General features: G+C 58.1%; 23 protein-coding genes and 1 pseudogene. 8 read left to right on the forward strand and 16 right to left on the reverse strand.

Translation table 11 applies throughout. The annotated features are described in order from the left end of the window. From udk to K6T64_RS11570, 4 genes are all read right to left on the reverse strand, one after another. The coding region (udk, locus tag K6T64_RS11555; protein WP_288010331.1) for a uridine kinase at positions 1 to 443 on the reverse strand (443 nt) is incomplete at its 3' end. A gap of 116 nt (positions 444 to 559) precedes the next feature. Continuing rightward, positions 560 to 1,603 (reverse strand): endolytic transglycosylase MltG, encoded by a 1,044-nt coding sequence (gene mltG / locus K6T64_RS11560; RefSeq protein ID WP_170085874.1) that lies wholly within the window; start codon positions 1,601 to 1,603, stop codon positions 560 to 562. 28 nt (positions 1,604 to 1,631) lie between these two features. Next, a complete protein-coding gene (locus K6T64_RS11565) occupies positions 1,632 to 2,438 on the reverse strand; it encodes a patatin-like phospholipase family protein (RefSeq protein WP_288010296.1) in 807 nt (268 codons plus the stop codon). Between the two features lie 76 nt (positions 2,439 to 2,514). After that, on the reverse strand, positions 2,515 to 3,342 hold the full coding sequence (locus K6T64_RS11570) for an inositol monophosphatase family protein (RefSeq protein ID WP_170085875.1): 828 nt from the start codon (positions 3,340 to 3,342) through the stop codon (positions 2,515 to 2,517). Between the two features lie 257 nt (positions 3,343 to 3,599). Here K6T64_RS11570 and K6T64_RS11575 point away from each other — a divergent pair, with 257 nt between their 5' ends. Together K6T64_RS11575 and K6T64_RS11580 are read left to right on the forward strand one after the other, a co-directional pair. Next, positions 3,600 to 4,037, forward strand: coding sequence for a gluconate 2-dehydrogenase subunit 3 family protein (locus K6T64_RS11575; RefSeq protein ID WP_288010297.1), 438 nt, complete (start codon positions 3,600 to 3,602; stop codon positions 4,035 to 4,037). Positions 4,038 to 4,070: 33 nt separating this feature from the next. Continuing rightward, positions 4,071 to 5,666 (forward strand): GMC family oxidoreductase, encoded by a 1,596-nt coding sequence (locus K6T64_RS11580; RefSeq protein ID WP_288010298.1) that lies wholly within the window; start codon positions 4,071 to 4,073, stop codon positions 5,664 to 5,666. Positions 5,667 to 5,715: 49 nt separating this feature from the next. Here K6T64_RS11580 and K6T64_RS11585 read toward each other — a convergent pair whose 3' ends face one another. The 5 genes from K6T64_RS11585 to K6T64_RS11605 all read right to left on the reverse strand — a co-directional run bounded on the left by K6T64_RS11585 (position 5,716) and on the right by K6T64_RS11605 (position 10,880). Further along, positions 5,716 to 6,072 carry a cytochrome o ubiquinol oxidase subunit IV gene (locus K6T64_RS11585; protein ID WP_288010300.1) on the reverse strand — a complete coding sequence of 119 codons (357 nt, stop codon included), beginning with the start codon at positions 6,070 to 6,072 and terminating at the stop codon, positions 5,716 to 5,718. A gap of 1 nt (position 6,073) precedes the next feature. Then, complete coding sequence (cyoC, locus tag K6T64_RS11590; RefSeq protein ID WP_288010301.1) at positions 6,074 to 6,736, reverse strand: cytochrome o ubiquinol oxidase subunit III; 663 nt, start codon at positions 6,734 to 6,736, stop codon at positions 6,074 to 6,076. Between the two features lie 3 nt (positions 6,737 to 6,739). Beyond that, entirely contained in the window at positions 6,740 to 8,710 is a 1,971-nt protein-coding gene (locus tag K6T64_RS11595) for a cbb3-type cytochrome c oxidase subunit I (RefSeq protein WP_288010303.1), read from the reverse strand. A 21-nt stretch (positions 8,711 to 8,731) separates the two neighbouring features. Then, entirely contained in the window at positions 8,732 to 9,865 is a 1,134-nt protein-coding gene (locus K6T64_RS11600; protein WP_288010304.1) for a ubiquinol oxidase subunit II, read from the reverse strand. 484 nt (positions 9,866 to 10,349) lie between these two features. Next, a complete protein-coding gene (locus tag K6T64_RS11605; protein ID WP_288010306.1) occupies positions 10,350 to 10,880 on the reverse strand; it encodes a DUF421 domain-containing protein in 531 nt (176 codons plus the stop codon). Positions 10,881 to 11,002: 122 nt separating this feature from the next. Between K6T64_RS11605 and K6T64_RS11610 the strand changes: the two genes are divergently transcribed. Beyond that, entirely contained in the window at positions 11,003 to 11,275 is a 273-nt protein-coding gene (locus K6T64_RS11610) for an acylphosphatase (protein WP_013075163.1), read from the forward strand. On the opposite strand, the gene K6T64_RS11615 is transcribed toward K6T64_RS11610, so the two are convergent. Then, positions 11,276 to 14,002 carry a bifunctional acetate--CoA ligase family protein/GNAT family N-acetyltransferase gene (locus K6T64_RS11615; RefSeq protein ID WP_288010309.1) on the reverse strand — a complete coding sequence of 909 codons (2,727 nt, stop codon included), beginning with the start codon at positions 14,000 to 14,002 and terminating at the stop codon, positions 11,276 to 11,278. A gap of 354 nt (positions 14,003 to 14,356) precedes the next feature. Between K6T64_RS11615 and K6T64_RS11620 the strand changes: the two genes are divergently transcribed. Both K6T64_RS11620 and K6T64_RS11625 read left to right on the forward strand, forming a co-directional pair. Continuing rightward, the gene (locus K6T64_RS11620) at positions 14,357 to 16,132 is read left to right on the forward strand and encodes an NADPH-dependent assimilatory sulfite reductase hemoprotein subunit (RefSeq protein ID WP_288010311.1); all 1,776 of its coding nucleotides are present in this window, start codon (positions 14,357 to 14,359) and stop codon (positions 16,130 to 16,132) included. 140 nt (positions 16,133 to 16,272) lie between these two features. After that, a pseudogene (locus K6T64_RS11625) lies at positions 16,273 to 16,365 on the forward strand (LacI family DNA-binding transcriptional regulator); the annotation flags it as partial. Between the two features lie 108 nt (positions 16,366 to 16,473). Here the strand turns inward: K6T64_RS11625 and K6T64_RS11630 are convergent. The 4 genes from K6T64_RS11630 to K6T64_RS11645 are packed head-to-tail and all read right to left on the reverse strand — an operon-like array spanning position 16,474 to position 20,849. Next, positions 16,474 to 17,274, reverse strand: coding sequence for a thioesterase family protein (locus K6T64_RS11630; protein ID WP_288010313.1), 801 nt, complete (start codon positions 17,272 to 17,274; stop codon positions 16,474 to 16,476). Positions 17,275 to 17,291: 17 nt separating this feature from the next. Further along, complete coding sequence (locus K6T64_RS11635) at positions 17,292 to 18,860, reverse strand: AMP-binding protein (protein ID WP_288010315.1); 1,569 nt, start codon at positions 18,858 to 18,860, stop codon at positions 17,292 to 17,294. Further along, positions 18,838 to 20,457: an acyl-CoA dehydrogenase family protein gene (locus K6T64_RS11640; RefSeq protein ID WP_288010316.1), complete on the reverse strand. Its 1,620-nt coding sequence runs from the start codon at positions 20,455 to 20,457 to the stop codon at positions 18,838 to 18,840. Before K6T64_RS11640 ends, K6T64_RS11635 begins: the two co-directional genes overlap by 23 nt. Next, positions 20,454 to 20,849: a MerR family transcriptional regulator gene (locus K6T64_RS11645; RefSeq protein WP_013075157.1), complete on the reverse strand. Its 396-nt coding sequence runs from the start codon at positions 20,847 to 20,849 to the stop codon at positions 20,454 to 20,456. The genes K6T64_RS11640 and K6T64_RS11645 overlap by 4 nt, the downstream gene beginning before the upstream one ends. Positions 20,850 to 21,034: 185 nt before the next feature. Here K6T64_RS11645 and K6T64_RS11650 point away from each other — a divergent pair, with 185 nt between their 5' ends. Together K6T64_RS11650 and K6T64_RS11655 are read left to right on the forward strand one after the other, a co-directional pair. Further along, the gene (locus K6T64_RS11650; RefSeq protein WP_288010319.1) at positions 21,035 to 22,825 is read left to right on the forward strand and encodes a methyl-accepting chemotaxis protein; all 1,791 of its coding nucleotides are present in this window, start codon (positions 21,035 to 21,037) and stop codon (positions 22,823 to 22,825) included. Between the two features lie 81 nt (positions 22,826 to 22,906). Further along, complete coding sequence (locus K6T64_RS11655) at positions 22,907 to 23,416, forward strand: LysM peptidoglycan-binding domain-containing protein (RefSeq protein WP_100668084.1); 510 nt, start codon at positions 22,907 to 22,909, stop codon at positions 23,414 to 23,416. A 177-nt stretch (positions 23,417 to 23,593) separates the two neighbouring features. Here K6T64_RS11655 and K6T64_RS11660 read toward each other — a convergent pair whose 3' ends face one another. Continuing rightward, complete coding sequence (locus tag K6T64_RS11660) at positions 23,594 to 24,553, reverse strand: DMT family transporter (RefSeq protein WP_288010322.1); 960 nt, start codon at positions 24,551 to 24,553, stop codon at positions 23,594 to 23,596. 261 nt (positions 24,554 to 24,814) lie between these two features. On the opposite strand from K6T64_RS11660, the gene K6T64_RS11665 reads away from it, so the two are divergent. Next, a complete protein-coding gene (locus K6T64_RS11665; protein WP_288010324.1) occupies positions 24,815 to 25,318 on the forward strand; it encodes a hypothetical protein in 504 nt (167 codons plus the stop codon). A gap of 82 nt (positions 25,319 to 25,400) precedes the next feature. On the opposite strand, the gene K6T64_RS11670 is transcribed toward K6T64_RS11665, so the two are convergent. Beyond that, a complete protein-coding gene (locus K6T64_RS11670) occupies positions 25,401 to 25,973 on the reverse strand; it encodes an acetone carboxylase subunit gamma (RefSeq protein ID WP_013075153.1) in 573 nt (190 codons plus the stop codon). Positions 25,974 to 25,975: the final 2 nt, after the last annotated feature.

Consider the following 25,975-nt stretch of genomic DNA (forward strand, 5'->3'; position numbering starts at 1 on the left):
ATCACCCGGACGTCGGGATCGGTGTCCACATAGATCTTAATATCCATCAGATCCCGCAGCCGTTTATCGTCCAGTACCAGGATCCCCTCCAGTACAATGACGTCCCGGGCTTCCACATGAACCGTCTCTGGGAGGCGAACGTGTTGCTCAAAGGAATACACGGGTTTCTCAATGGGCTGCCTCCGCAAAAGTTTGCAAACGTGGTCGTACAGCAGGTCGCTGTCGAAAGCGTCCGGATGGTCGTAGTTTACCCGCTTGCGCTCTTCTAATGGCAAATGACTTTGATCGCGATAATACGCGTCTTGTTCGACGATGGCCAAGTTTCTTCGGTGGATATGCCGGGAAATGGCCCGGGCCACCGTCGATTTCCCCGATCCGGTTCCCCCGGCGATCCCGATCAGCACCGGGCGCCTCCGCTTCGGTCCAGTGCCCGGTGACCGCACCTCCGCTCCCCCGGGCCGGCGCTGCTCCCTTGTCTTCGTTCCCTCCCTCGTTCCCGGATGTGAAGACATGTACGACTCTTTTTTCATCCTACGCCCTCGCTTTGCCGGTCCCCGGGCTACGGCGAAGATCCCTGGGCCTTCTCCTCATTCTGAAGGTGTTCCGCATAGGTCCGAGCAAAATAATGCTCCCCGGATCCATCCCCTTTTGCAACATAGTAATAGTAATCGTTTTTCGCCGGGAAAACGGCGGCTTTGATCGAATCTAATCCCGGATTCGCGATAGGACCTGGAGGCAATCCCGTATGGATGTAGGTGTTGAACGGACTGTCGACCCGGAGATCTTGGTAGGTCAATGCCCGTTTATAACCCACCGCATACTCCACCGTCGCATCCACCTGTAAAGGCATCGGTGGCCGGCTGCGCAAACGATTATAAATCACTCCGGCTATCTGTGGGCGCTCCGCCGGGACTTTCGCTTCCCTCTCCACCATCGAAGCCACCGTCATTACCGCGTGCCAACTCTCCCCCCGGGCCTCAGCCGTACGAATCCAGTCCTGGGGAATGTGAGCGGCCAGGTTGTCAATCATATCCTGAATCACCTGATGTGCCGGGCTGTGCTTTTCCCAAAAATACGTATCGGGAAACACATACCCTTCCAGCCGATGTTTCATCGGTGCCCCTTTGGGGATGGAAGCGAGAATCGCCCCCTTGAACTGACCGTGGTCCACTTCCCGCAGAAAATCCGCCTTTGAACAAACCCCCTGGGCTTGTAAAAGATCGGCGATTTGTTCAACGGTGAATCCCTCAGGAATCGTGACCCGTACCACATCCGGACTCACTTTGCCTTGGGCAATGGCCCAGGCCAAGGCCGGAATGCTTGTCCCGGGGACAAACTGATACCGCCCAGCTTTCAACTGCGGGGCCAATCGCCTGCCCCATACGTAAACCTGGAATGCCGACGCATGACGTACGAGTCCGGCCCGCTGCAACTCATCGGCGATATCGCCCACTGACGACCCCGGACGAATGACCACCACCACCGGGGCTCCCGCGGCCGTTGGCCGAAACCAGGCCCAACCGCCAACACCCGCAGCGATGATCAACACCGCAATGGCGGCCGCCAGCGCCTTTTTTACGGCGGGTCGGATCAACCGTCTCACCCTCCCGTCCTCTCATCTGCCATCCCAATTATACCGGGCTCGGCCGACTGGGACAAAGGGGGTGCGAAACCCAACTCCGGATCTCCTCAATGTGGCGTTCCGCCTCCTGTTCCCCCGCATCCACGCATTCTTTCATTTTCGTGACGTCAAGAGCCAAGATCCGCCCCACCTCGGGACGAAGCACCAAGTCGGCGTAGCGGAGATTCGACCGGCGCAAAGCGACGGACATGATCGTGTACGAGCGGTACAGCACCTCCAGCATGTTTCGCGGCTCCCGGGCCTCGTGCTCCCGCTCCACATCCACGGCGATCACCCGGTCCACCCCCGCCTGGCGCACCAAATCCGCCGGCAGGTTGTTCAAAACTCCTCCGTCCACCAACACCATGCCCTTATACGCCACCGGTGCGAAAATCCCCGGGATCGACGTGGTGGCCCGGATGGCGAGAATCAGCCTCCCCCGCTCCCATACAAAGGGTTTCCCGGTAACCAAATCCACTGACACAGCCCGGAAGGGGATGGGCAGCTGCTCGATGCGCATGTTATCGAGCCCTTTTTGCTTCATGAGTTCCACCAGGGCGCCCCGAAGCCGATTTCCCGACAAAATCCCGCCTTTTCCCACCCCGACGTCCACCAGCCGGTACCACCGCCGGGACAGGATAAAATCCTCGATTTCTTCGATATCGATCCCCGCCGCCACAAGGCCGCCCACCGCTCCCCCGATGCTGGTGCCGGCGATAAAATCCACCGGGATCCCGCAACGTTTCAGTACCTTGAACACGCCGATATGGGCAAGCCCTCGAACCGCCCCGCCCCCTAGCGCCAATCCGATCGTCACCTTCATCCCTCCTTCGCGGCCCGTCTCTCTCTTTATGATTATTTTACCTTCCCATCGTACTTTTCGACTTGGACCTCTAAATTTCCGCCGCCATGGCCCCTTTTAACCGGCCGAGAAGTTCGCCGTGAATGAGGCCGTTTGTGCCCACCACGTGCCTGACCTCTAATGTATATGGGCGCCCTTCGATATCTGTGACTTGGCCACCCGCTTCCTGGACAAGCAGGGCCCCCGCTGCCATGTCCCAAGGGTTTAGATGAGTCTCCCAGAACCCGGTCAGTCGGCCACAAGCCACGTATGCCAAATGCAAAGCGGCGGACCCCAGCGTCCGGATGTTTCGACACCGAGGGGCCAGGTCCACCATCCCCTTGGTGTTCACCGCCCGGGCGTGTTCTCCTGAAGGAAAACCGGTCCCGAGGACGCTCTCGGACAGGGTCGAGGCGGATGAAACTCGGATCGGTCGGCCGTTCAAAAAGGCCCCGCCGCTCCGGACCGCACTGAATTGTTCCTTCAGGTACGGGTGATAGACCATCCCCACCTCGAGGATGCCCCGGTGCGCATAGGCTATGGACACAGAACAAAAGGGGATCCCCGCGACAAAATTGGTCGTGCCGTCGATGGGATCCACCACCCACAGATCTTCATGCTCGGCTCCCAGGACAACTTCTGCGCCTCCATATTGCGCCACCGTTTCTTCCCCGAGGATAAAATCATCCGGAAACGCGTCCCGAATAGTTTCCCGAATGACACTTTCGCACCGCCGATCCACCTCAGTCACCAAATCGTGCGGCCCGCTTTTCGTATCCACCACCTCCGGTCGGCCGGACCACTGCCGGATCAACTCCCCCGCCGCCTCCGCCGCCCGCTCGGCGACTTGAAGCACCACTGTCAAATCCCTCGTTGCCATGTTTCTCTCATCCTTTCCGAACGCCCACCGAGGCGGTTGGTTCCCTGCACACCCGTTCAGCACGCGGAACCACTCTTCCTTTATCCTAACAAAGAGGCCGGCGATTCACCAAGACTGAAAGCCACACCCTCCAGGGGCGGCCAACGCTGTCCCACACCCCGCGAGCCGGGGGCTTTTTTGTGATTGACTCACAGGGAATAGAATTATATAGTATAAACGGAATAAATCGAATAAAACCAATGAAATGGGGGTTCTTAATGGAAAGCCTACAGTCGATTGCGTTTCAAGCGCTGACTCCTGAAGAAGCTCTCACGTTGGTAGCCGTCATGCGGCGAATTGTCCCCCACACGCATCCCACCTTGATTGAAGCGATTTGGCTGACGGCCCAGTCATACGACGCCCGGCTCGTTGACCAAGTTTTCCTCAGACAAGAGGTGAGGTCCAAACTCCGGGAGTTGAACCTCCACTCGCAGAAAACGTTCGGTCACGCCTTTTCTGACCTTGAACCTGACCAACAAGACACGCTACTGCGCGGAATCGAAGATACCCCTTTTTTCCAAAACCTAATCAACGCAACAATTTCCGACTTTTATAATCGCCATGCTGTATGGGAAGTGATCGGTTATCCCGGCCTGGAGCAACGGGATGGAGCCGGCTACCTCAGCAAAGGGTTTGATCACTTGCCGTGGGACTAACGATGATAGGCAACTTTAAAGGGGGATGATCACATGGCGCGTGCGCCATTGCGGGTTCCTTACGACGAACCGGCCGATGTCGTGGTGATTGGGACCGGAGCCGGGGGTGGCAATGTCATTCGAGAATTGTGCCTGAAGGGCGTAAAAGTGGTTGCCCTGGAAGCCGGACCTCGACTCGACCCGGACAAAGATTTTGAAGAAGATGAGTGGGCGATGTTTTACAAACTTTCATGGCTGGACCCTGTCGTGACAGAAGGAAACGATGCAACGGGGATGGCCACCTGGATTTGCAAAACCGTCGGGGGCACCACCACCCACTGGGCGGGAGCCGCACTTCGCTTCCAACCCCATGAATTCCGGGCAAGGACAACCTACGGAGACATTCCCGGCGCCGATCTGCGGGACTGGCCAATCGACTACAGTGACCTGTTGCCCTATTATGAAGAAGCCGAAAAAGTGATGGGCGTGGCGGGTCGGGTATTGCCACTCCCACCTGGAAACACCAACTACTTGGTCATGAAACGAGGGGCCGAGCGAATCGGACTCCATGCACGCCCAGGTTATATCGCCATCAATACGGAGCCTTATGATGGGCGCGGGGCATGCACCCAACGAGGGTACTGTTTTCAGGGATGTCGCAACCAAGCAAAATGGAGCAGTTTGTATGAAGCCATTCCAAAAGCGGAAGCCACCGGCTGGCTGGATTTGCGGTCAAACTGTCAAGCTCTTTCCATCACCGTGGATTCGAACGGACTGGTCGACGGAGTCATCTATGCACAAAGCGACGGACAGCTGGTCAGACAGAAAACCAGAGCCGTCGTCGTCGCCTGCAACAGCATCCAAACCCCGCGATTGCTCCTCAACTCAGTATCCGGAAAGTTTCCCAACGGTCTTGCCAACGGCAGCGGCACCGTCGGGCGCTATTATATGCGCCACGTGACTGCATCTTCTTATGCTCTGTTCCCCAAGCCTGTGCACGCCTATAAAGGGATCACCATGATGGGCCTCATTGATGATTTTGCGTCAAACGACCCATCGGGGAGGGGCTTCGTCGGGGGATTCCATTTCGAAACGATCATGCTGGGACCGTCCTTTACATCGGTTTTTGTACAGCCCGGGCCTTTGACCTCCACAAAAGACCGGCGGGCGCTGTGGGGAAAGGAATTGGCAGAGCTGATGGAGCAATACACCCATATGGCCGGCCTATGGATTGTGGGGGAAGATATGCCCCAGCCCGACAACCGGGTCACCCTTCATCCCTATCAGAAGGACCAATTCGGTATGCCCATCCCCGTCGTGACCTACAACGACCACCCCAATGACCAAGCGATGCGACAATTCGCGTGGGAGAAAGCCCGGGAGCTGTACACCGCGGCAGGAGCGTACAAAGTATTCGACACACCTCCGTATCCCGCCACCCACAACCTGGGCACATGCCGGATGGGTACAGACCCGGACGAATCTGTCGTCAACGAATACGGCCAGGCGCACGAAGTGAAAAACCTCTTTATTGCAGACGGCAGCGTTTTTACCACCAGCGCTGCAGAAAATCCGACTTTGACCATCAGTGCCTTAGCGATTCGCCAGGCCCGGTACATCATCGAGTTGATGATGGAAGACGAACTGTAAAAAAGCGTGGGCCAGACGCGCCGCTCGGTGCCGTCTGGCCCACCCCCGATTAAGCGACTTGGGAACTGAAAGTCATGATCCACATCGACATCAGCACCACAGCGAAAGTGAACACAAACCCGAGCAGGATGGCCACCGAATGAAAGGCCGGCCCATTTCCTTCCGTCACGTGCATAAAGAAGAAAAGTTGCACCAGAATCTGACATCCCGCCAGCACCAAAAGGACCAACTCCAGCGGACTCGCCGTCAGGGTATGGGTGAAGGCCAGCCCGAAGGCAATGGCCGTCAGCACCAGGGACGCCACATAACCCAGGACGTATTTGCCCGCGGAGTGGCCGTCCCCCGAATGGGCATGCCGGGGGGCCGCTCCGCTCCCCGATGCTGCCCCCGTCTCATTTGTCGCCACGTCACATCACCACCCCGAAAAGATAGACCACGGTGAAAATGAACACCCACACCACGTCGAGAAAATGCCAATACAAGTTAACCGTGAACACCTTGCGGGCCGTTTGCGTGGTCAATCCCCGACGGGACACTTGGATGAAAACCATCAGCATCCACAGAATGCCATAGGTCACGTGAGCCCCGTGGGTCCCCACCAGGGTGAAAAACGCCGACAAGAATCCGCTCCGCTGCATGGTGGCACCAACCGCCACATCGGCGGCGAACTCTTTGATCTCGAGGCCCAGGAACCCAAGGCCCAGGGCCATCGTCACCGCCAGCCACCCGAGAACTTGATTCCGCCGATCCCGGCGCATGGCCAGCGTCGCCAAGCCCCCGGTAAAGCTGCTGGTGAGCAGGAGAAAGGTTTCCGCCGTGAACCCGGGAATGTCGAACAACTCCCGGGCCGTCGGGCCGCCGTCCGTGTGCGTCCGGAGCACGAGATAAGTGGCAAATAGACAGGCGAACAGCAGCATATCCGTGGCCAGAAACAGCCAGAACCCGAAGATCTTCACCGCTTGGTGGGGATCTCGATACTCCAGCGGGCCCCGCCCGGCATCCTCCTGGAGAGGACCTTCTTGATGGGCTCGCCCGGCCACCCGCTTCAGTTCGCGTTCCACCACTGCCATGGCTTACAGCCTCCCCAATGAGATTTCGGTCTCAATCACCTTTTCGGCGGGCAGCGAATACTCTTCCTCGTGCTGGAACGAACGCGACAACAGAGACAGGAGCACCCCGGCTAAACCGGCCACCGCCAGCCACCACCAATTGAACACAACCCCGAAGCCCCCGACAAAGAAGCAGACACCCATCAAAAACGGCACCCCGGAATTCTTGGGCATGTGGATGTCCTTGACCTCCTCGGGCCTCGGCATCAACTCCTCCTCCCGGCCTTCACGCTTCAGGATCCACCACATATCCCGATCGGTGACAACGGGAATCACGGCAAAGTTATAATGCGGCGCCGGAGAGGGCAACGACCATTCCAACGTCCGTCCGTCCCACGGATCCCCGGTCAAATCCCGCTCCCCGTGCCGAATGCTGTACACCACCTGGGCCACGATGAAGAGAAACCCAATTCCCATGAGATACGCCCCGATGGTCGACACCAGATTCAAGGTGTTCCAGCCCATGTCTGCCGGATAGACGTACATGCGGCGCTGCATGCCCATCAGACCCAGGGCGTACTGGGGCATAAAGCAGATGTAAAATCCGATATTGAAAAACCAGAACGCCCAACGGCCCAACCGCTCATCCAACTTGAAGCCAAACATCTTCGGCCACCAGTAGTACATCCCCGCGAGCATTCCGAACACCACCCCGCCGATCAGCGTCTGGTGAAAATGGGCAATGAGGAAGTAGCTATTGTGATACTGGTAGTCCGCCGGAGCTACGGCCAGCATCACCCCCGTCGCCCCGCCGATGGCAAAGGTCGGAATGAAGGCCAGGGTCCACATCATGGGCAGTGACAAGCGGATTCTCCCCCGCCACATCGTAAACAGCCAGTTAAACACCTTCACCCCTGTCGGGATCCCCACCGCCATCGAGGCAATGGCAAAGAAGGTATTCACGTCCGGGCCCGCTCCCATAGTGAAGAAGTGGTGAACCCACACGAAATAGCTGATGACACTAATCAGAATCAGGGACGACACCATCGAGGCATACCCGAAAATCCGCTTTCGGGCAAAGGTGGCCACCACTTCAGAAAACACCCCGAAAGCCGGCAGCACCACGATGTACACCTCAGGGTGGCCCCAGATCCAGAACAGGTTGACGAACATCGCCGGATTCCCGCCGTGCAACATCGTGAAAAAGTGGGTTCCCGCCACCCGGTCCAAAAGGAGCAGCGCCAGGGCCACCGTCAGGGCCGGGAAAGCGAAAATGATCATGATACACGCCCCGAGGACCGACCAGGTAAACAAGGGCATGCGCATGAGACTCATTCCCGGTGCGCGCATTTTCAAAATCGTGGCCAGGAAGTTAATCCCCGTGGCAATACTGCCAATTCCAGATATTTGGATACCCAATAAGTAATAGTTCTCTCCTGGCCCGGGGTCAAACCCCAATTCTGAAAGGGGTGGATAGCTCACCCAGCCCGCATCCGGCGAACCGCCGAACACAAAGGAGATGTTGAACAGAAGCGCGCCGAAGAAAAACAGCCAGAAGCTGACGGCATTCAAATACGGGAATGCCACGTCCCGGGCCCCGATCTGCAGGGGCACCACAATGTTAAAAAGAGCAAAAATGAACGGCATGGCCATGAACAATATCATGATCGTGCCATGAGTTGTAAAGATTTGATCGTAATGCGCAGCATCCAAGAAATGATTTCCCGGAATCGCCAGCTGGGTGCGAAGAAGTTCCGCGTCCACCCCGCCCCGGAACAACATCAGTAACGCGGCGATCAGATACATGATCCCGATGCGCTTGTGGTCCACGGTGGTCAACCATTCGTCCCACAGCCATCGCCACTTCTTAAAATAGGTCAAAACCCCGACGATCCCGATGATCGTCAAGAGAATCAAAACGTCCGATCCCCAGATGAGGGGACCCTCGTTCCACATCAGGTACGTATTGGCAAAATTACGCAGGGTCTCCGACACTGTTCTACACCCCCTCCGCCATCATTTTGGTGCACCCGTCCCCGGCATCGAAGCGGCCCCCTTCGGCATCATCCCTGCCCGCCCGTCGGTTCCGCCCATTCCGGCCATTTTTGGATCATAGCGTCCGCCATTGTTCCATACTGTGTCGTGAAACAACCCCGGTGGATAAGACGAATAGGTCGTCGTCCCCATGACCCCGGGTTTCTTCAACTGCTGGTACCCGGCCTCGGTCAGGGTCTGGCCGGTGGATTTGGCCTTGCTCACCCATTGATCAAAATCCTTTTGCGAGACGGCCACGACGTTAAAGCCCATATGGGCAAATCCCTCTCCCGTGAAATTCGCGCCGTGTCCGTAGTACGTGCCCGGTTTGTCCGCTTGCAGCCACAGGCGCATGGCCATTCCCGGCATGGCGTACTCTTGCCCCCCGAGTTGTGGCACCCAGAAGGAGTTCATGGGAGAATCTGCGGTCAACTCGAACTGAACCGGCACGCCGACGGGAATCTCACAATAGTTGACCGTGGCAACCCCCTGGCCCGGATACTGGAACAGCCATTTCCAGTTCAACGACGTGACCTGAATCGTCAACGGCTGGGTGCTGGATTCAGGTGGCTCGGTCAGCGCAAAGGTAGTTTTCGCCGTGTAAAAACCGAGAACGCCGACGATGACGATGGGAATTCCCCACCAAACGATTTCAAGAATCCGGCTCTCCGACCACTCGGGTCGATAGGCCGCCGGGTTTCCGGGGCGATCCCGGTAACGCCACACAATAAAAGCGAGCAAAACGAACACGGGAATGACAACCGCCAACACCAGGACGGTGGAGAGAACGATCAAATGCATCTCCTCCCGCCCCACCGGCCCCGCAGGATTTAACACGAGATAGTTCGGACTGCACCCGGACAGAAAAAGGGCGGCCGCCGCGCCCACCACGAGAAGCAACGACTTGCGTCCGGCACTCACCGGCTTCAATGCGGCATCCCCCCTTCTCAGTCTCGATCCCCGGCCGCCGCCACCTTCGGTTCCCAGAGCCGACAATTCGGCGGCATCGCCGTTTGTTAGAAACGATATCACTTTGCCATGCGTGTTGTTCGCTTGTTCAACATTTCTTCGCGGAGTATTCACCTTTTCTTCCCATACTTGTCGGTAAATGTTCATTCATTGTCCTTGAACTCCTTAAGTTTGACAAAAAATAATCCCAGGAACAAACACCCTGGGATTTTGACAGTTTATTTGACAATGCAAGATATGTTCTACATTCTTCCCGTTACAAGGATTGCAACAAGTAGCGAGGGCCGTACCAGAACGGCAGCGGCAATCGGCGGCAGGTCGAGCAGAATCCCCGCCAACATTTTCACGGGCCCCCTTCTCCCGAACTTAACACTGTTCACATGAAACCAATCCGGCCATCAAAGCATTAATATGGTAGTCGAGCAAAGCTTCCTGAGATTGCCATTAAAAACCTGGGAAAACCGACAACAGCGATGTCAGCCCGTGAAGACTGGCCCAAATGGATTGGCTCACGACATCGGCGTTCGCCCCTCGAATCACCCCTTCCCGGATCCCGTTTTCCACCGCCTAAAGTAAAAGGGATACCGTGTCAAGTCCCTGTTGAAAATGGAGCTGCGAAATCTATCTTCACCTACCGATTGCGACTGGAACGCACCTTGCGCAACCGGTGGATCGTCGGCGAACTTTGCGGGATAACCGAGATGGTGCCGTCCATCTCCAAAACAGCCGCATCCACAGCGTCGATCCGGTCCACCCCGTGCTCCCTCAAGGCCGCAAGAAGCTCCTCCAGATCGATCCCTTCCCGGCGAAGATGTTCCTCTACCACCCGGCCCCGGGTGATCAACACAACGGGGGCCCCTTCAAAAAACCGCCGAAGCTTCGTCCGGCGGCTGATCACCCGGTTCCAGACCAACAGAATCAATGCCCCGAGGAGGCCGCCGACCAGCGAATTATCCGGGCCGATCATCGCATTTTGTACAGCGTTGGACAGCAGAAGGAGAGTCACCAGATCAAAGGGGGTCATCTGCCCGAGAAGACGTCGCCCCATCCAGCGGAGGACACCCAGGAGCACAACATACACCACGGTGACCCGGATGGCCGTAAAAAGGATCGTCCACCCATCACCCACCGCCGCCCATAGGTGGCTGAAGAGCATTTGCATGCCGCCTCTCCCCTTCCAAAGCGCGTACCTGTATTATAAGATCAGAGGAGGATTTGGGAAAGAATTCCGAACCGTCGTTATCACCGGCACCCCGAAAATTTGAGGTAGGGAGGGTCATACGGATGATTCACCAACACCTCGTGGTCCATGGCAAAGTCCAGGGCGTGGGGTTTCGCGCCTACACCGCGAGACAGGCCGCCAACCTCAACATCCGCGGATGGGTGCGAAATCATCCCGAGGGCACCGTGGAAATCAACGCCGCGGGTTCTGCGGAGGCTATGGAAGCCTTTGTCCGCGCCGTCAAAAAAGGCCCACCCGGATCCCGGGTGGACCTCGTGGAAATCAGGTCCCTGGATGTGCCCTTGACCGATCAAACGTTCACCATTCGGCGATGATTACCGACTGGCCCGGGCGACCCGCACCCGGGCGTCCACAATTCGGCACCCCCGGCCGGGCTCCAGGGCCATCACCGGGTTGAGGTCGAGCTCCACCACTTCGGGCAACTCCTCCACCATGCGGGACAGGCGGAAGAGCAGGTCCTCCACCGCCGGAATATCGGCTGCGGCATGACCCCGGTAACCTTCAAGCAGCCGATAGCCCCGGATGCCCCGGACCATCTCCCTGGCCCCGCGATCTGTCAGGGGCGTGACCCGAAACACCACATCCCGAAGCACTTCGACGTAAATCCCTCCGAGACCGAAAGCGATCAGCGGGCCGAACTGGGGATCGGTGGTCACCCCCACCATCAGTTCCACCCCACCCTGAATCATCGGCTGTACCAGGAACCCGTCCAACTCATTCTCCCTTCCGGCCTGGGCAAGCCGCTCACGGATACCCTGGCAAGCGGCACGGACGGCCTCCCCGTCCGTCAGTCCAAGCACCACCCCGCCCCATTCCGATTTATGGAGGAGCGTACGGGAGACCATTTTCACCACGACTGGAAAGCCGATCTCCCGAGCCAGCCCCGCCGCCTCTTCCGGCGTTGCCGCCACCCGGCCCCCGGCCCAGGGCAGGCCGAAACAGGTGAAAAGATCGGCCATTGTCCCGGGGTCCAGCCAACTGGCACCAGCAGCCAGTTGTTCTTTGATCAACGCCCGGGCCCGGTCAACATCGAGATCATCAAAATCAGGAATGATTCCCTCCGGGGTAGCGCGCCACACCGCGTATCGGTAGGCCCGGGCCAGAGCCCGGGCGGCACCCTCGGGGAAGCGATAATTCGGGATCAACATGTCCCCGACCCGGAGGGCGGCGGGCACGCTCTGGCCCATCAGCACCGTGGCCACAGGTTTTGAAATCCCTCGGTCACGCATCGTTCTCAGGGCATCGGTGATGTTCTGGGCAACCTCTTCCGTTGCGGTCAGTCCCACCGGAAGGAAAATCACAATGACCGCATCGTATTCGGGACTGGCCAGGATTTCTTCGAGGACTCGTCGATACTGGTCCGCCGTGGCCGAGGCAATCATGTCGATGGGATTCCTGCGGCTCGCCGTGGCTGGCAGCACCTCGCCCAACCTCTTCTGCAACTCCGGAGAGGTTTCGGGCAGGCTTAACCCCATGCCCGCCAGAACGTCGGCCGCCAAAATTCCCGGCCCTCCGGCGTTCGTGACCACCGCGATCCGTTTCCCTGCAGGCAGCGGCTGGTACGCTAGCAATGCCGCGATGTCGAACATCTCTTCCAAAGTGTCCGCTCGGATCACCCCGGCTTGTTCGAATAGGGCGTCCACCATCGTCTCGTTCGCCGCCAAAGCCGCCGTGTGTGACCCCGCCGCCCGGTGCCCCACTTCCGTCCGCCCGCTTTTCACCACGAGCACTGGCTTTTTCCGTCCCACCCGCCGGGCGATGCGGGAGAACCGGCGGGGGTTGCCAAAGGACTCCAGGTACAGAAGGATCAACCCGGTGTTCGGATCCTCTTCCCAATACTCCAGAAGATCATTCCCTGAAACGTCCGCTTTGTTCCCCACACTGACAAAATTCGACATGCCGAGTCCCATCTCCGCCGCATATTGCAAAATGGCGATCCCCAAAGCTCCGCTTTGAGAAGACATGGACACCGGACCATAGGGTGGGAAAATCGGCGAGAAACTGGCGTTCAAGCGAATCTTCGGATCTGCGTTCAAGAGCCCGAGGCAATTCGGACCCACGACCCGCATCCCATAACCCCGGGCCGTTTCGATCAACTGAGCCTGCATGGCCCGACCCTCGGCTCCCGTTTCGGCGAATCCCGCTGTGATGACCACCACCGCCCGAACCCCTGCCCGCCCGCACTCTTCAACAGTGGGGATCACCGCATCTCGGGGGACCGCAATCACCGCCAGATCCACCTTCTCCGGAAGTGCCGACACCGATGGGTAGGCCGGCACTGAGCCGACGACCCTGGCGGAGGGATTGACGGGATAAACCGGGCCTTCAAAACGATTCATCAACAGATACTCAAAGATCCGCCTCCCGATGGCGTCCGGATTCCTCGAAGCACCGATCACCGCGACGCTCTTGGGTTGAAAAAAGGGCCGAAGGGAGGCGACGGTGGCGATTCGCTCCCGCCTCTCTGCCCCTTCCACACTGCGGCGGTTCGGGCGAATGGCAAAACCCAGGCGCAATGGAGCACCTTTTTCCTCCGTCTTGATTTCAAACCCGCTGTCTTGAAACACCTGCAGCATCTCGCGATTGTCCGGGTCCACCGTGGCAGTGAAAAAGTCCAGGCCCCGCCGAAGCGCCATCAGCGCCAGCTGTTCCAGCAAGATCGTGCCAAGACCCAGTCCCCGCTTGTCTTTCCGGACCAAAAACCCCACCTCTGCCGACGGCTTCGAGGGGTCGGACTGAAACCACCCTCCCACAGCGATGAGACCGTGCTCATCCCTGTCCCCCTGAAAGACCCCGAGAAGGGTCCGTGCCCCGGACCCGTCGGCCCCATCTTCGACGCCGAACAACCGCTGCAATCGGACATCGCCCGTCTCCCGGCGCACGAACGCCCGTAATCTGTCATCCATCCCGTCCACCGACCGGAGTAGGGCCGTCCGGCCATCCCGGAGGATCACCCGGCCTGCCCCCGGAGCATCCTGGGGTATAAGCGGTTCCACATATTCAGCCCTTGACCCCGCCCGCATGCCATCGTCCTTCGCCATCCGTATCCCACCCTTTCGGCTTGTCGTCCACCCGTCTTTCGCCATCCCTATGTAACAGATTCGGCCATTTCCATCCCGGCCATCCCCACACCTCCATCACGGGAAGGCCGACCTTCAGTAAGTGCAAATTTCATCTATAAGTATTCTATACACAATCCGTTGCACCTGTAAACGGGGTGTCCCAAACCACGACGGACCCAGCCCGCAGATCTAGTACATGGGAACGAAGACAATCCTTCGTTATTTTTTTATCGAAAATACCAAGTTAACAGCCCTGATATTGATAATTACCCGGAATTTATGTATAATCCAATCCGAATCGATGACATTCCCAATGAGAAAGAAGGCGATGAGATGAGCGACTCCCATTCCCCCACCAAGAATGAAACGATAAAAGCCCGCAGCGATTATCTTCGGGGCACCATCGCTTCAGAGTTGGCCGAAAACACTGCCTCCTTCTCGGATGAGAACCGAGAGATTCTAAAATTCCACGGTATTTATCAACAAGACGACCGGGATCTGCGCCCGCAATTGAAAAAGCAAGGCCAAGAACCACACCACCAGATGATGATCCGGGCCCGGATCCCGGGGGGCATCGTCACCCCGGAGGCCTATCTGGTGTTCGACGAACTCAGTGACCGTTATGGACAAGGAAGCCTGCGAATCACCACCCGCCAAACGTTCCAGTGGCACGGAGTTCTGAAGGGCAATCTCAAAAAAACCATTCGGTCGATCAACGAACAGTTGGTCACGACTCTGGGAGGATGTGGCGATCAGGTTCGGAACATCATTCTGTGCCCGGCGCCCCTTAACACCCCTTTTCGCCGGGAGTTGGAAAATGTCCTCAAAAGTTTGGCGGACGCCCTGTCGGCGAAGACGCCCGCCTACCACGAAATCTGGCTGGACGGCCAGCGGGTGGACGTCGGTGCCGACGAGGCAGGTGCGGAAATATACGGCACCTCCCAGCCGGCGAGCGCGGGTGCTGAGGTGGCCGATCCCGTTGAGCCTCTCTACGGTCAAACGTATCTTCCGCGCAAGTTCAAAGTGGCTTTGGCCATTGAAGGGGACAATTGTGTGGATGTGTACACCAACGACCTCGGCTTGGTCGCCCACGGCACCAAAGAGCACCTGGAGGGTTTCACCGTGTTGGTGGGTGGCGGAATGGGTCGAACCGCTTCCCGGCCCGATACTTACCCGCGGTTAGCCACCCCTCTGGGGTTTGTAACCCCCGACCAAATCATCCCCCTGGCCCGGGCGGTGGTCTCGGTCCAGCGAGATTATGGAAACCGCTCTGATCGCAAACAGGCTCGCCTAAAATACCTCCTGGACAACCGGGGGGTAGAATGGTTTCGGCACGAGGTCGAGCAACGCTTGGGATGGGAGTTGCTCCCAGCACGTCTCCTGCACTGGAAAAATACAAATGATCACCTGGGCTGGCACGATCAGGGGGATGGAAGAGGATGGTTGGGGATTTTCATCCCCAGCGGCCGCATTCGAGATACGGGATCGTTTCGGATGAAGACGGCACTGAGGGAAATCGTCAGTCGTTACCGACCGGGGATTCGCCTTACTCCCGAGCAAAACCTTCTTCTCACTGGCCTTGATCCCGGAGTGAGAACAGAAATTTCGAAGGTGCTTCACCAATTCGGTGTTCCTTTGGCGGAAGAGTTGCCTCCGGTCCAGCGCCTCGCCATGTCCTGTGTCGCCCTACCCACCTGCGGACTGGCGGTGGCGGAATCAGAACGAGCGCTTCCAGGGCTTCTCGAAAAGTTGCAACAAACCCTGGCCGAAGTCGGCCTGGCTGACGAACCCCTCAGCGTCCGCATGACCGGCTGCCCGAACGGCTGTGCTAGGCCCTACGTGGGGGACATTGGACTGGTGGGTCGGAGCCCCGGGCGATACGACATCTGGGTGGGCGGAGATTCGGTGGGAACCCGGCTCGCCTCTCTCTACGAGACCTTAGTTCCCTACGAGAAACTGGTGAATGTCCTGCGGCCGTTGCTCGTGGCGTTTTCACACAATCGCCGTCCCGGGGAACGTTTCGGAGACTTCTGCACCCGGGTGGGGCTCCAACACCTTCGGGAAATCGCGAAGACGAGCGAAACATCGCCAGCCTCAAAAGGTCCATGACCCTGCGTTCTGAACCCATCTCCATTGTCGTAACATGCCGACCGGCACTAAGGGCGACAGGGCAGGGAGCGGCTCGCCCTCTTTAGAACTCCACTCCCTGCCGCCTACGGCCCCCGCCGTCGGGCAATCCCTGAGTCACCATCCGCCAGGTGGCGGAACGGGCAGGAGTTTCCATCGCCACGGTGTCCAGGGTCCTCAATCGCCAGGAATTGGTCAACGAACGGCTGCGCCGGTGTTAAAAAGAGAACTCCGTGGATCAAGGTCAAGCCCCGTTTACACGTCGATCAACGTCAAAAATGCCTTGTCCGATCCGAATTCGATCGTCCATTAGTATCCTAAGCTTAGCGCCGGCGAACCACGAGGGTCTGATGGGCAAAGCCCACCAGGCCCTGGCGATCGTACAATTTTGTGGATGTAACACCGATTCCCGGTAGATCAAGCCTGGTTCTAGCATCGACGCCGATCCATTCTCCCATGGGCATGCGAAAAAGGGAAACGGTGAGGTCGGCATTGGTGTACACGTACTGGTCAAAGGGCAACACCCAGCTGATGCCGTTTCCAAAATCCGCCGAAGCCGCCGCCCGCCCCATGGGGGTCAGAGGGTCTCCATTGGTCAACGGATGGCGCAGCCGGAACCACACCGCCGCCGGACCCGGCTCCGTCACGCTGCCCGTCACCAGCCGCGCCTCCATCGCCGTACAGTAGAATGAGCGCTGTTCGGGCATCCCCGGTATCCGAAAGGCCGGCCCGTTTTCAGGGAACGGAAGCTGGTCATTCGGTTCACCCTCATCCGCCCGGGGCAGGATCACCCCTTCCGGGTCGATCCTGCCCGTCAGGGCGTAAGCCCGGGCCACCTCCCGGTCGCCGGCAGACAAGGAGGCCGTCCAGCGGCCAACGCTGCGTCCCGCCGCCCCCGTCACGTGGTAGGTTAGAGGACACAGCGGTACTGGACGCAGGAGTTCCACCGTGAGGCGAACCACCCGCTGGGGTTCTGCCGCCCTTTCGATGAGCTGGGCAAACAGACCTGCCGGAGCACCGCCATGTTGGGCATTGGGATCCCAGGGCCCCCGCGCCAGTTCAGTCGGGTAGACGGTGTTCTCTTTCACGATAAAAACGCTATCAGATAAGCCAATGTCAGCCAAAGACGACTCCACTCCTTTCAGGCGAGCCCCAACATCTTTCGCAGAGAGACTTTATGAACTTTCCCCGCACTGGTCACCGGCAGGTTGTCGAGAAACACGAAATCATCTGGCACCCAGAACTTAGTGAGCTTTCCGGCATCGACCAGTCCCCCGAGGTAAGCTCGCAATTCCTCGGGGGAGATCGGCGTCCGGGGCCGAATCACCGCCAGCGGCCGTTCCCCCCATCGCTCGTCCGGTTTTGCCACCACCACGGCTTCAATGACCTTTGGGTGTTCGGACAGTAAACTTTCCAACACTCCACAAGGGATCCATTCCCCGCCGCTTTTGACCGCATCTTTTTCCCGATCCACCACATATAAAGTCCCATCGTCTTCCAAAACGGCAAGATCCCCGCTGCGGAACCAGCCATCTACATAACTCTCCCGGGTTCTCTCCGGATCGTTGTAGTATCCCTGGGGCAACCAAGGGCTGCGCACCCACACCTCGCCGATGGTTTTTCCGTCCCGGGGAACGGCCAACCCCTCTCGGTCGCGCACCTCGATTTCCACCATAGGAAGAGGCCGGGTGCGGGTGGCCAGAATCCGACCGGCCTCCGCGGAAGTCGGGTCCACATGTTCAGGAACCACCGAAATGCTCGCCCCCAACTGATCCGAACCGCCATAGATCAAACTGTAGGTTACACCCCGATCCCGGGCCGCCTGGGCGAGACCCGAAGAAAGCGGACTCCCACCGGTCAAAACCTTGAGCCCCAAAGGCTCGTCCCCCGCCGCATCCAACAGCATTTGCATTTGAGTGGGGACCATGTTGCTCCAAGTCACCCCTTCGCGACGAATCAGCGCAAGCTGTTCCGCAGGACCCGCCCGGCCGGGAAGCACCAGCTTCGCCCCCAGATAGGGAACGAATATCGCCGATCCCCAACCGTGAATATGGAAAAATGGAATCAAGGGCATAAACACGTCGCCGGTCCCCACCGACGCACCCGTCCGATACAAAGCGAGATGGTGGGCGATTTGCAACGAGGCCAGGATAACATCACGATGCCGATACATCAATCCCTTGGGCCGCCCCGTGGTCCCCGTGGTATAAAAAATCGAATACGGATCAGCCTCATCGATCCTATCCGCCACGTCCGGCTCCACCAGGCGCCCCTCGGCCACCAACGCCTCATAGGTGAGAGCACCGTCTTCCGGATCAGCCCCGTCTCCCATCCACACCCACCGGGAAACGGTCGATCTCAACGGCCGGACCGCCTCAGCAAACCCTTTCCACGCGAAAATCCACTCGTCTTCGGCATGCCGGATGGTATAGGCAAGATCCTCAGCGGCTAGGCGAAAATTCAAAGTATGAATCACTGCACCGAGCATGGATAAAGCATAGTGGAGCTCCAGATACCGATGGCTGTTCACGTCCAGCACCCCGACCACCGTCCCCCGGCCGACGCCCATGCGCCCCAGGCGATCCGCCAGCCGCACCACCCGATCGTACATCTGGGCATAGGGGAGCCGTACGTCCCCGCTGACAATCTCCGACTCCGGACGGCTGAGCAGCGTGTGCCGCAGCAGTTCATGAACGACGAGCTTCTTCATACTGGGCGGCACCTCCCCACACCTGAGGTTCCTGCAACGCCCAGGCGGGATACTCCTCGCCCCGCAAGAAGCGATGGGCATACAGCGTCGCCAACCGGCTGTACCGCTCACCGCCGGTCTCCGCCAACCGGTACAGCAGCGCCACCTGAGCGGCGTCAGCCATCTGGACCACCCAGTGTTTGGCATACCATTGCAACTCTTCAGGGTTCAGCCCCGCCGCATCTGTAAACACCTTCTCGATCGCTTCCCTCGCCCATCCGGCCTCGACCGTCCCCACCTTTTCCAGCATTGGGATAAATTCTGCCAAAAATCCTTCATGGGCATTCTTCTTTTGCACCGTCTCCAGAAGATCCAGAGCCTGGATATTGCTCGGCCCTTCCCAAATCGGCGTGATCAGCGCCTCCCGGTGCCACCGGGCCACAGCGTATTCCTCCAGGAACCCCAGGCCTCCGAACAGTTCCATCGCCAGCCGCGTGATCTCCGCCGCGTGGTCGGCCGTGCGATTTTTCGCCAAATGGCTGAGGAACCTGGCGTAGTGGTACGCCGGGGAATAGGGCGGTCGCTCGTGCCATGCCCGCTGAAAAGCCTCCACGGCGTGAAAGCCCAGGACCGTTCCCCCGACCAGTCGGACGGCCATGTCCACAAGGTCTCGTCGGACCAAGGGGTGGTCCTGCAGGGCCCGGCCGAAGGAGTGACGCCGGCGAACCCGCTCCATCACCTCGAGATGCGCTTTTTTGGCGATGCCCATGCCCGCCACGGCGTTCGCCAGCCGGGAGACCGTGAGATTCTCCAAAGTATAATAGATCCCTTCCTCCGCCCGGCCGACGAGATACGCCTCGCTATTCTCCAATTCCACTTCCCCGGAAGGTACCGCCCGGGTGGCACTCTTGTCCTTCAGGCGCCTGACCCGATAATTCAGTTCGCCGGCCCGGTTGAGCCGGGGGACGAGAAACAGGGCCAGTCCCTTTGGCCCCGCCGGAGCCCCTTCCGGCCGGGCCGTTACGATGGCGACATCGGTCAATCCGGCGCCACTGGCAAAATATTTATCCCCTGTCAGCCGCCACACCTCTCCGTCCGGTCGGGCCACGGTGGTGTTGGCCCCCAGGTCGCTGCCCCCTTGGTTTTCAGTCATCCAAGTGGCGCCGAACATCTCCCCCGCCAAGAGCTTTTCTTTCCACTCCGCGTGCGCCGGGGCGTACTTGTGGATCGCATAGGCTGTTTGACCGGTGATGGTGATCACACAGTACAACCCCGGATCCGCCAGAAGATATCCGAGCGCATAGTGGTGATGCCACCCTCCACCTTCATAGGGGACGCGATTCATCGGGGCGATCTCCTTGAGCAATCGCGTTTCCACCGGGGACAGGCGAACCCGATCCACCCGCCTCCCGTCTAGGTCGTGCATCACGAGCACCGGGGGCGCGTCGTGATCGATGTGGTAGATCGCTTCATACACATCGGCGCCCGCCAACAAACCAAAAGATTCCAGTTCAGGTGCGCACTCTTTCCAAGAAGGCCAATAGTGCGACAAAATCACCTGCAGATCTCGATCCTCCAACCAATGGTTGAGGCCGTACGCATAGGACTGATGCCTCATGATTCCGCTCCTCCCCGGATTTTTTCGGCAAGCAGGCGCTCCATCCTCGCCCGCAAATCCAGCAACTCTTCGCGAATCGCCTCAAGATCCCGAATCTGTGCCTCGATCTGGGCCAACTTCTCGTCCCCTTTTCGAATCACCTCCCGCAGCTGATACACTTCGGTGGGATCGAGATCGTACAAATCGAGCAACTCCTGAATCTCGTCCAAGTGAAAACCCAGTCGCCGCCCCCGCAGAATGAGTTGCAGCCTGACCCGATCCCGTTCGGAATACACCCGCCGAGAACCTTCCCGCTCCGGACGCAGTAATCCCAATTCCTCGTAATAACGGATGGTACGGGTGGTGGTGTCGTACATCTGGGCCAGATCCGAGATCGTATACTGCCGGGACACCGATCATTCCCCCTGGACTGTCACATTGTTCTGGTGTCGATTCTAACATAACGTTTACGGAAACGTCAATAACGCCGAAAACCGACCTACGGCCGGACATGAACCCCTGAGACATTGACCACGACAACTTTTCACGATAAAATAATTCAAACAACGATTCTGATTGTGGTATGGGGGGCTTTCGGGTGATCGATCGTGCAAAGTGGAGAGGGAAAGGGCCACAGGAACCAACTCGGGCGGGCAAGAAATTGGAGATCCAATCATCTCCTGAAGTTACCGATCAGTTAACATTTCTCCATTTGTCCGCACGGGACTTGGAAACGGTGCGGGCTTTGAAAAGTGACATTGAGGCTGTTGTCCACGAGGTGGCTGCAGAGCATTATGATCGAATTGAAGAGATCCCGGAGTTGCAGGCGATCATGGACCGCCACAGCAACCGGGAACAACTGACGGGGACATTTGTTCATTATTTCACAAATTTATTTTCAATAGAAGACTTTGATGATAACTTCGTCAACACCCGCCGAGCGATCGGACGCATTCACAGTCAAGTCCATCTCCCCGCCAAATGGTACATCGCCTCCTATATAAGACTTTACGAGCATCTCATCCCGCGATTGGTACATAGTCATTCCAGAAAGCCGGACCAATTGGCTGACATCTTGCTTTCTGTGTTAAAAGTGATCTCCTTTGACATGCAGTTGATTCTCGAAGCCTACGAGGAGGAGACCGAGTTCCGGTTCATCGATCACATCTCGGGCATTATGGAGTCGATTCTGAAGATCGACGGAACCGCGAACATCCTGGAGGCGTCTGCGACGTCAACAAGCCACGCCGAAGGGATCAGCGCCGCCGCCGAACAACTGACGGCATCCATTCGAGAGGTCGCCCAACAGGCTAGCCGGGTCGCCGACTATTCCGACCAGGTGATTCACCATGTGGAATCCGGTCGCCGCGTCATTCAGGAATCCCTCCAGGGTATGACAGATCTGGGGGAGTCGTTCAAAGCCGCCCGGGAGAAGATCGTCGGATTATCGAACGCTGCCGAGGACATTTCCCACATCGCCAGTCTCATCCGCAAGATCGCCGATCAGACGAACCTCTTGGCCCTAAACGCGGCCATCGAGGCGGCCCGGGCTGGAGATCACGGTCGGGGATTTGCGGTCGTTGCCTCCGAGGTGCGCACCCTGGCCGATCAGACGAAGGAGTCGATTCATCGGATCGCGGGGACTGTGGAACAAGTGCAACGGGAAACCCGGGCCGTTCGGGAGTTGGCCGACCAGGTCGTCGACAACCTCGGCCTCCGGGTGGCGCAATCCCGGGATGCGCTCCGGACCCTCGAGGAGATTGTCAGCCAGGTGGGACACATGGCGGAGTTTTTCAATGAAGTGGCGGCGACCACCGAGGAACAGGCTGCGGCTACCGATGACATCGCTGCGCGCATCGATCACGTCCTGGGCGATGTGGCCCGCACCGATGATGAGGCAAACCGGATCGGAAATCAGATCCATGAAACCAGTGTTCAAGCCAATCGCCTGCGCCTCGAACTCATTGGCAACATCCCTCGTTTGGAAGACGCGCAGCTGGTCCGCGTGGTCATTACGGAGCACCTGCTGTGGAAATGGTGGTTGTACAACATGATCCTCGGTTACCATGTGATCGATGAAAAAGAGTTGCTCGATCATCGCCGGTGCCGCCTGGGACAGTGGTACGAACAGGCCCGGAATCGGACGCCCTTGTCCTCCATGGATTCTTTCCGGGCCATTGAAGAACCCCACATCCAGGTGCATCGGCTCGCGGAGGAGATTCACCGGCTCATCCTGGCGGGGGAAAAGGCTAAGGCGCGAAGCCGCTTGGCGGATCTGGAACGGGCATCCCAGGAAGTGGTGGGACATCTGAGGCAGTTGTTGCAAGATCTCAAAACGGGAAAGGCGCAGACTCTCCATGCCGCTGTATCCGGCGCGGACACACGTTAACCTGGGGGACAGCCGCACACCTTGGGCCGGATTCGCATACAATGGGGCAAATTTCCGGTGACAAGAGGTGGAAAACCGGCGATGAATGCCCTCAGGCCCTGTCCACCGCGAACGTTTCCTTATTTTGTGAGGCCGGGTGATACGCTGTATCACTTGGCCCAGCGTTATCGGACCACCGTCGGTGCCATCATCTCGGCCAATCCCTTCGTCGACCCGTACCATCTTCGCATCGGACAGCAGCTCTGCATCCCTCATCAGCCCATCTACCCGGCGTGCCCAGAAGGAAATTACTACACCATCCGCCCCGGGGACACCCTGGCTGCCATTGCACAATTTTTCAATGTTTCCTTGGCCGATCTCATCGAGGCGAACCCGGGGATCGATCCCTACCGCCTGCGAGTGGGGCAGATCATCTGCATCCCCCTCGCCGTTCCGCCGGTCACCTGTCCCCACCGCTATATCGTTCAGCCCGGCGACACCTTTTACTCCATTGCCCAACGGTTTAATATTTCAGTCGACGCTTTGATGAGGATGAATCCCCACGTTCGTCCCGAGGCCCTGCTCATCGGACAGACGATTTGTTTGCCGTGACTTTTGTCGCGGCCCGCGTCCTCGCATCTCCACAGACATAGCCCCTCCCGGGCCTGGCGGCGGGAGGGGCTGCACGGCCTTATTTGATCGAATAGCCTTGCTATTTGGCCGAAGGAGATTCGAGAACGCCCTCTGGATCCTCGCCCAGGCCCAGAAAGGGACCAAGCCCCGCATACCTCAGGCTGCACCCGAGGTGGCGTGCGTGGAGCGAACGGAGACAAGGCTGTGCAGAATCATGCCCAGGACCACCAGACCCAGGCCGACCAAACCTTCTATGGAAATATGCGTACCGGGAATCACCAAGAGCTCGCCGATTAGAGCAAAGACCACTTCTCCCGACTGAGTGGCTTCCACGGTAGCCAGTTGATGAACGTCGCCACCCGCCAAATCGGTCGCCCGGAAAAATAGCACCGTGGCGATCACACCGGAGGACAGGGCAACGATCAGGGATTGCAAGGTCTGACCGGCGCTCGGTCCTCCTTGGGCGACGAGTTGACCCACCGACAGAACGAGCCAAAGGGGTAGACTGGCAATAGTCATGCCCAAGGTTCGCTGGTAGGCGTTTACCCGGCCTGTGCACAGTTCCATCATCTTGCGATTGCCGAGGGGGTACGCGAAGGCCGCCACCAGGATGGGGAGAGCGCCTAAGAGGAACTCGCGCAGGGAAACGTGGGTAGATTGAGACCACTCCATGAGCCCGATCCCGGCGAGGATGATCACCGACATGCCCATCCGCCGCCACGGAATCCGCTTGCGCCGGCGCACAACCCCTTCCGGGGTCGCCACGAGCTCATCAAACAGCGGTACCACCAGGGAACCGGCGATAATCGTAAACTGCCAGGCTCCCGCGGTCAGCCAAGCTGGGCTGAAGGCCGCGGCAAAACAAAGCGGCGCGTAGAATAAGCCAAACCCGACGAAACTCCACCAAAGCCACAGCCATGGATGACGCCGCATCTCCACAAACAGCCGGATCCCTTTCCTGACCCAGACAATCGCCATCAGCAGCGGCACCATGAAAAAGAAGCGGAGCGATGCGCTCCACACCCAACTTCCACCGGCATCTGCCATCAATTGATTCAACACAAAAGTTACCGCAAAAAAGAACGACGCCAGAATTCCGAGGGCCACCGCTTGCACGATCCATCCCCCCCAGAACCCTGGATTCGCATAGGCCTACACGGAAAACTGCGCCACAGTCACTAGTTTATGCCCAGCCTTCCCACTCGGTCAACGGGCCGGGTTTACGACTTCGCGTCCCCGCTTTCTTTAACATTTTTGTCGGGGGGCAAAGACAATCTTGTGGCTCCGGGAATTTTCGTGTATCTTGAAGAAGCTGCGACAGCTGCGAAGGTTCCACCGAGGAATGTAGCCGCGCCAAAGGCGAAATGAGGGATGATCATGAAAGCGCGGAATATCATCTTCCCGATCTGGTTCCTCTGGTTACTGCCACCCGTCATCATCTTGGTTGTGGTTGGAAATTTTCTCTTGGATAGCCTGGTGCTCGTTGCGGCCTATACCCTCGCAGGAGTGCCAAGAGTCACAAATCAAGGTTTGAAAACGCTTTATAAAGCTTCGATTCTTAAGGTTGTGCTTTTCGGATTTGTGGCGGACATTGTCGGCGTTATAACGCTTCTTGCGGTGACCGGCCTTCCCTTGTCCATCCCGCCATCCCTCGTCTCCGCCGTCAACTTGAACCCTTTTACCAATGTCGGTGCCTTCCTCACCGTCCTCGGCGCCATCATTCTCTCCGCCCTGTGCATTTACGCGCTGAATTACTTTTTCACGTTTAAGCGCATCGTCGCGGAAAAGGTTACCCGGACCAAATTATCGGCCACCTTGGCAGTTATAACCGCCCCGTGGACCTTTCTCCTGCCGACCTCTTGGTTTTACCCAGGCATGTAATCAGACAAACGGGCGGCAACCTCACCGCCCGTTTAACCCTGAGTCAAGATTTTGTCGGCAACCCATCCAATGCTTCTTGTTTTCAGTGATTTACAGTGAAATGTGTTTTCACATAGTCCGCCGTCAGGTCTTCAAATGTATGATCGTCCACAGGCAATTCGCGTCTAAGCCAATCTCTGTAAAGGGTTTGAATGTCAGGTAGAGCGTCAAAAGTAGGAGGATATCCAACCGGGACCGCCTCGACCTCAAGCAAAGTAAGGCAACCAGGACAATAATACTCCCTCAAAACCTGCCAACCTGGTTCAGCATGCATATACTGGGGATAAATTTCGTGAAATTCCTCCGATGACTCGCGGACATAGACTCTCGCCTTCACTTTCCAATTCACACGATAGTCCTCGAATTCGTATCCGCAGGTACATTTCACAATCGCTTTTTTCTTTGTTCCTTCAGTCTTGGACACGATGCAAAGATGATCGGAAAGCGGAAGAATCACACGCTCAGTCCAGGGCACCTTCTCCTGAAAATACGCCACCAACGCATCAAAGGCTTCGGGGTCCTTCTGTCCCGCGATCACCCGAAACAGCTCCTGGGTAGAAATTCGTCCCTCCAGCATATCGGCAATTCGCTGGATTTTCTCACGACTGACCGCCATGA

This window comes from Kyrpidia sp., from assembly GCF_023512215.1.
GTDB lineage: Bacteria > Bacillota > Bacilli > Kyrpidiales > Kyrpidiaceae > Kyrpidia > Kyrpidia spormannii.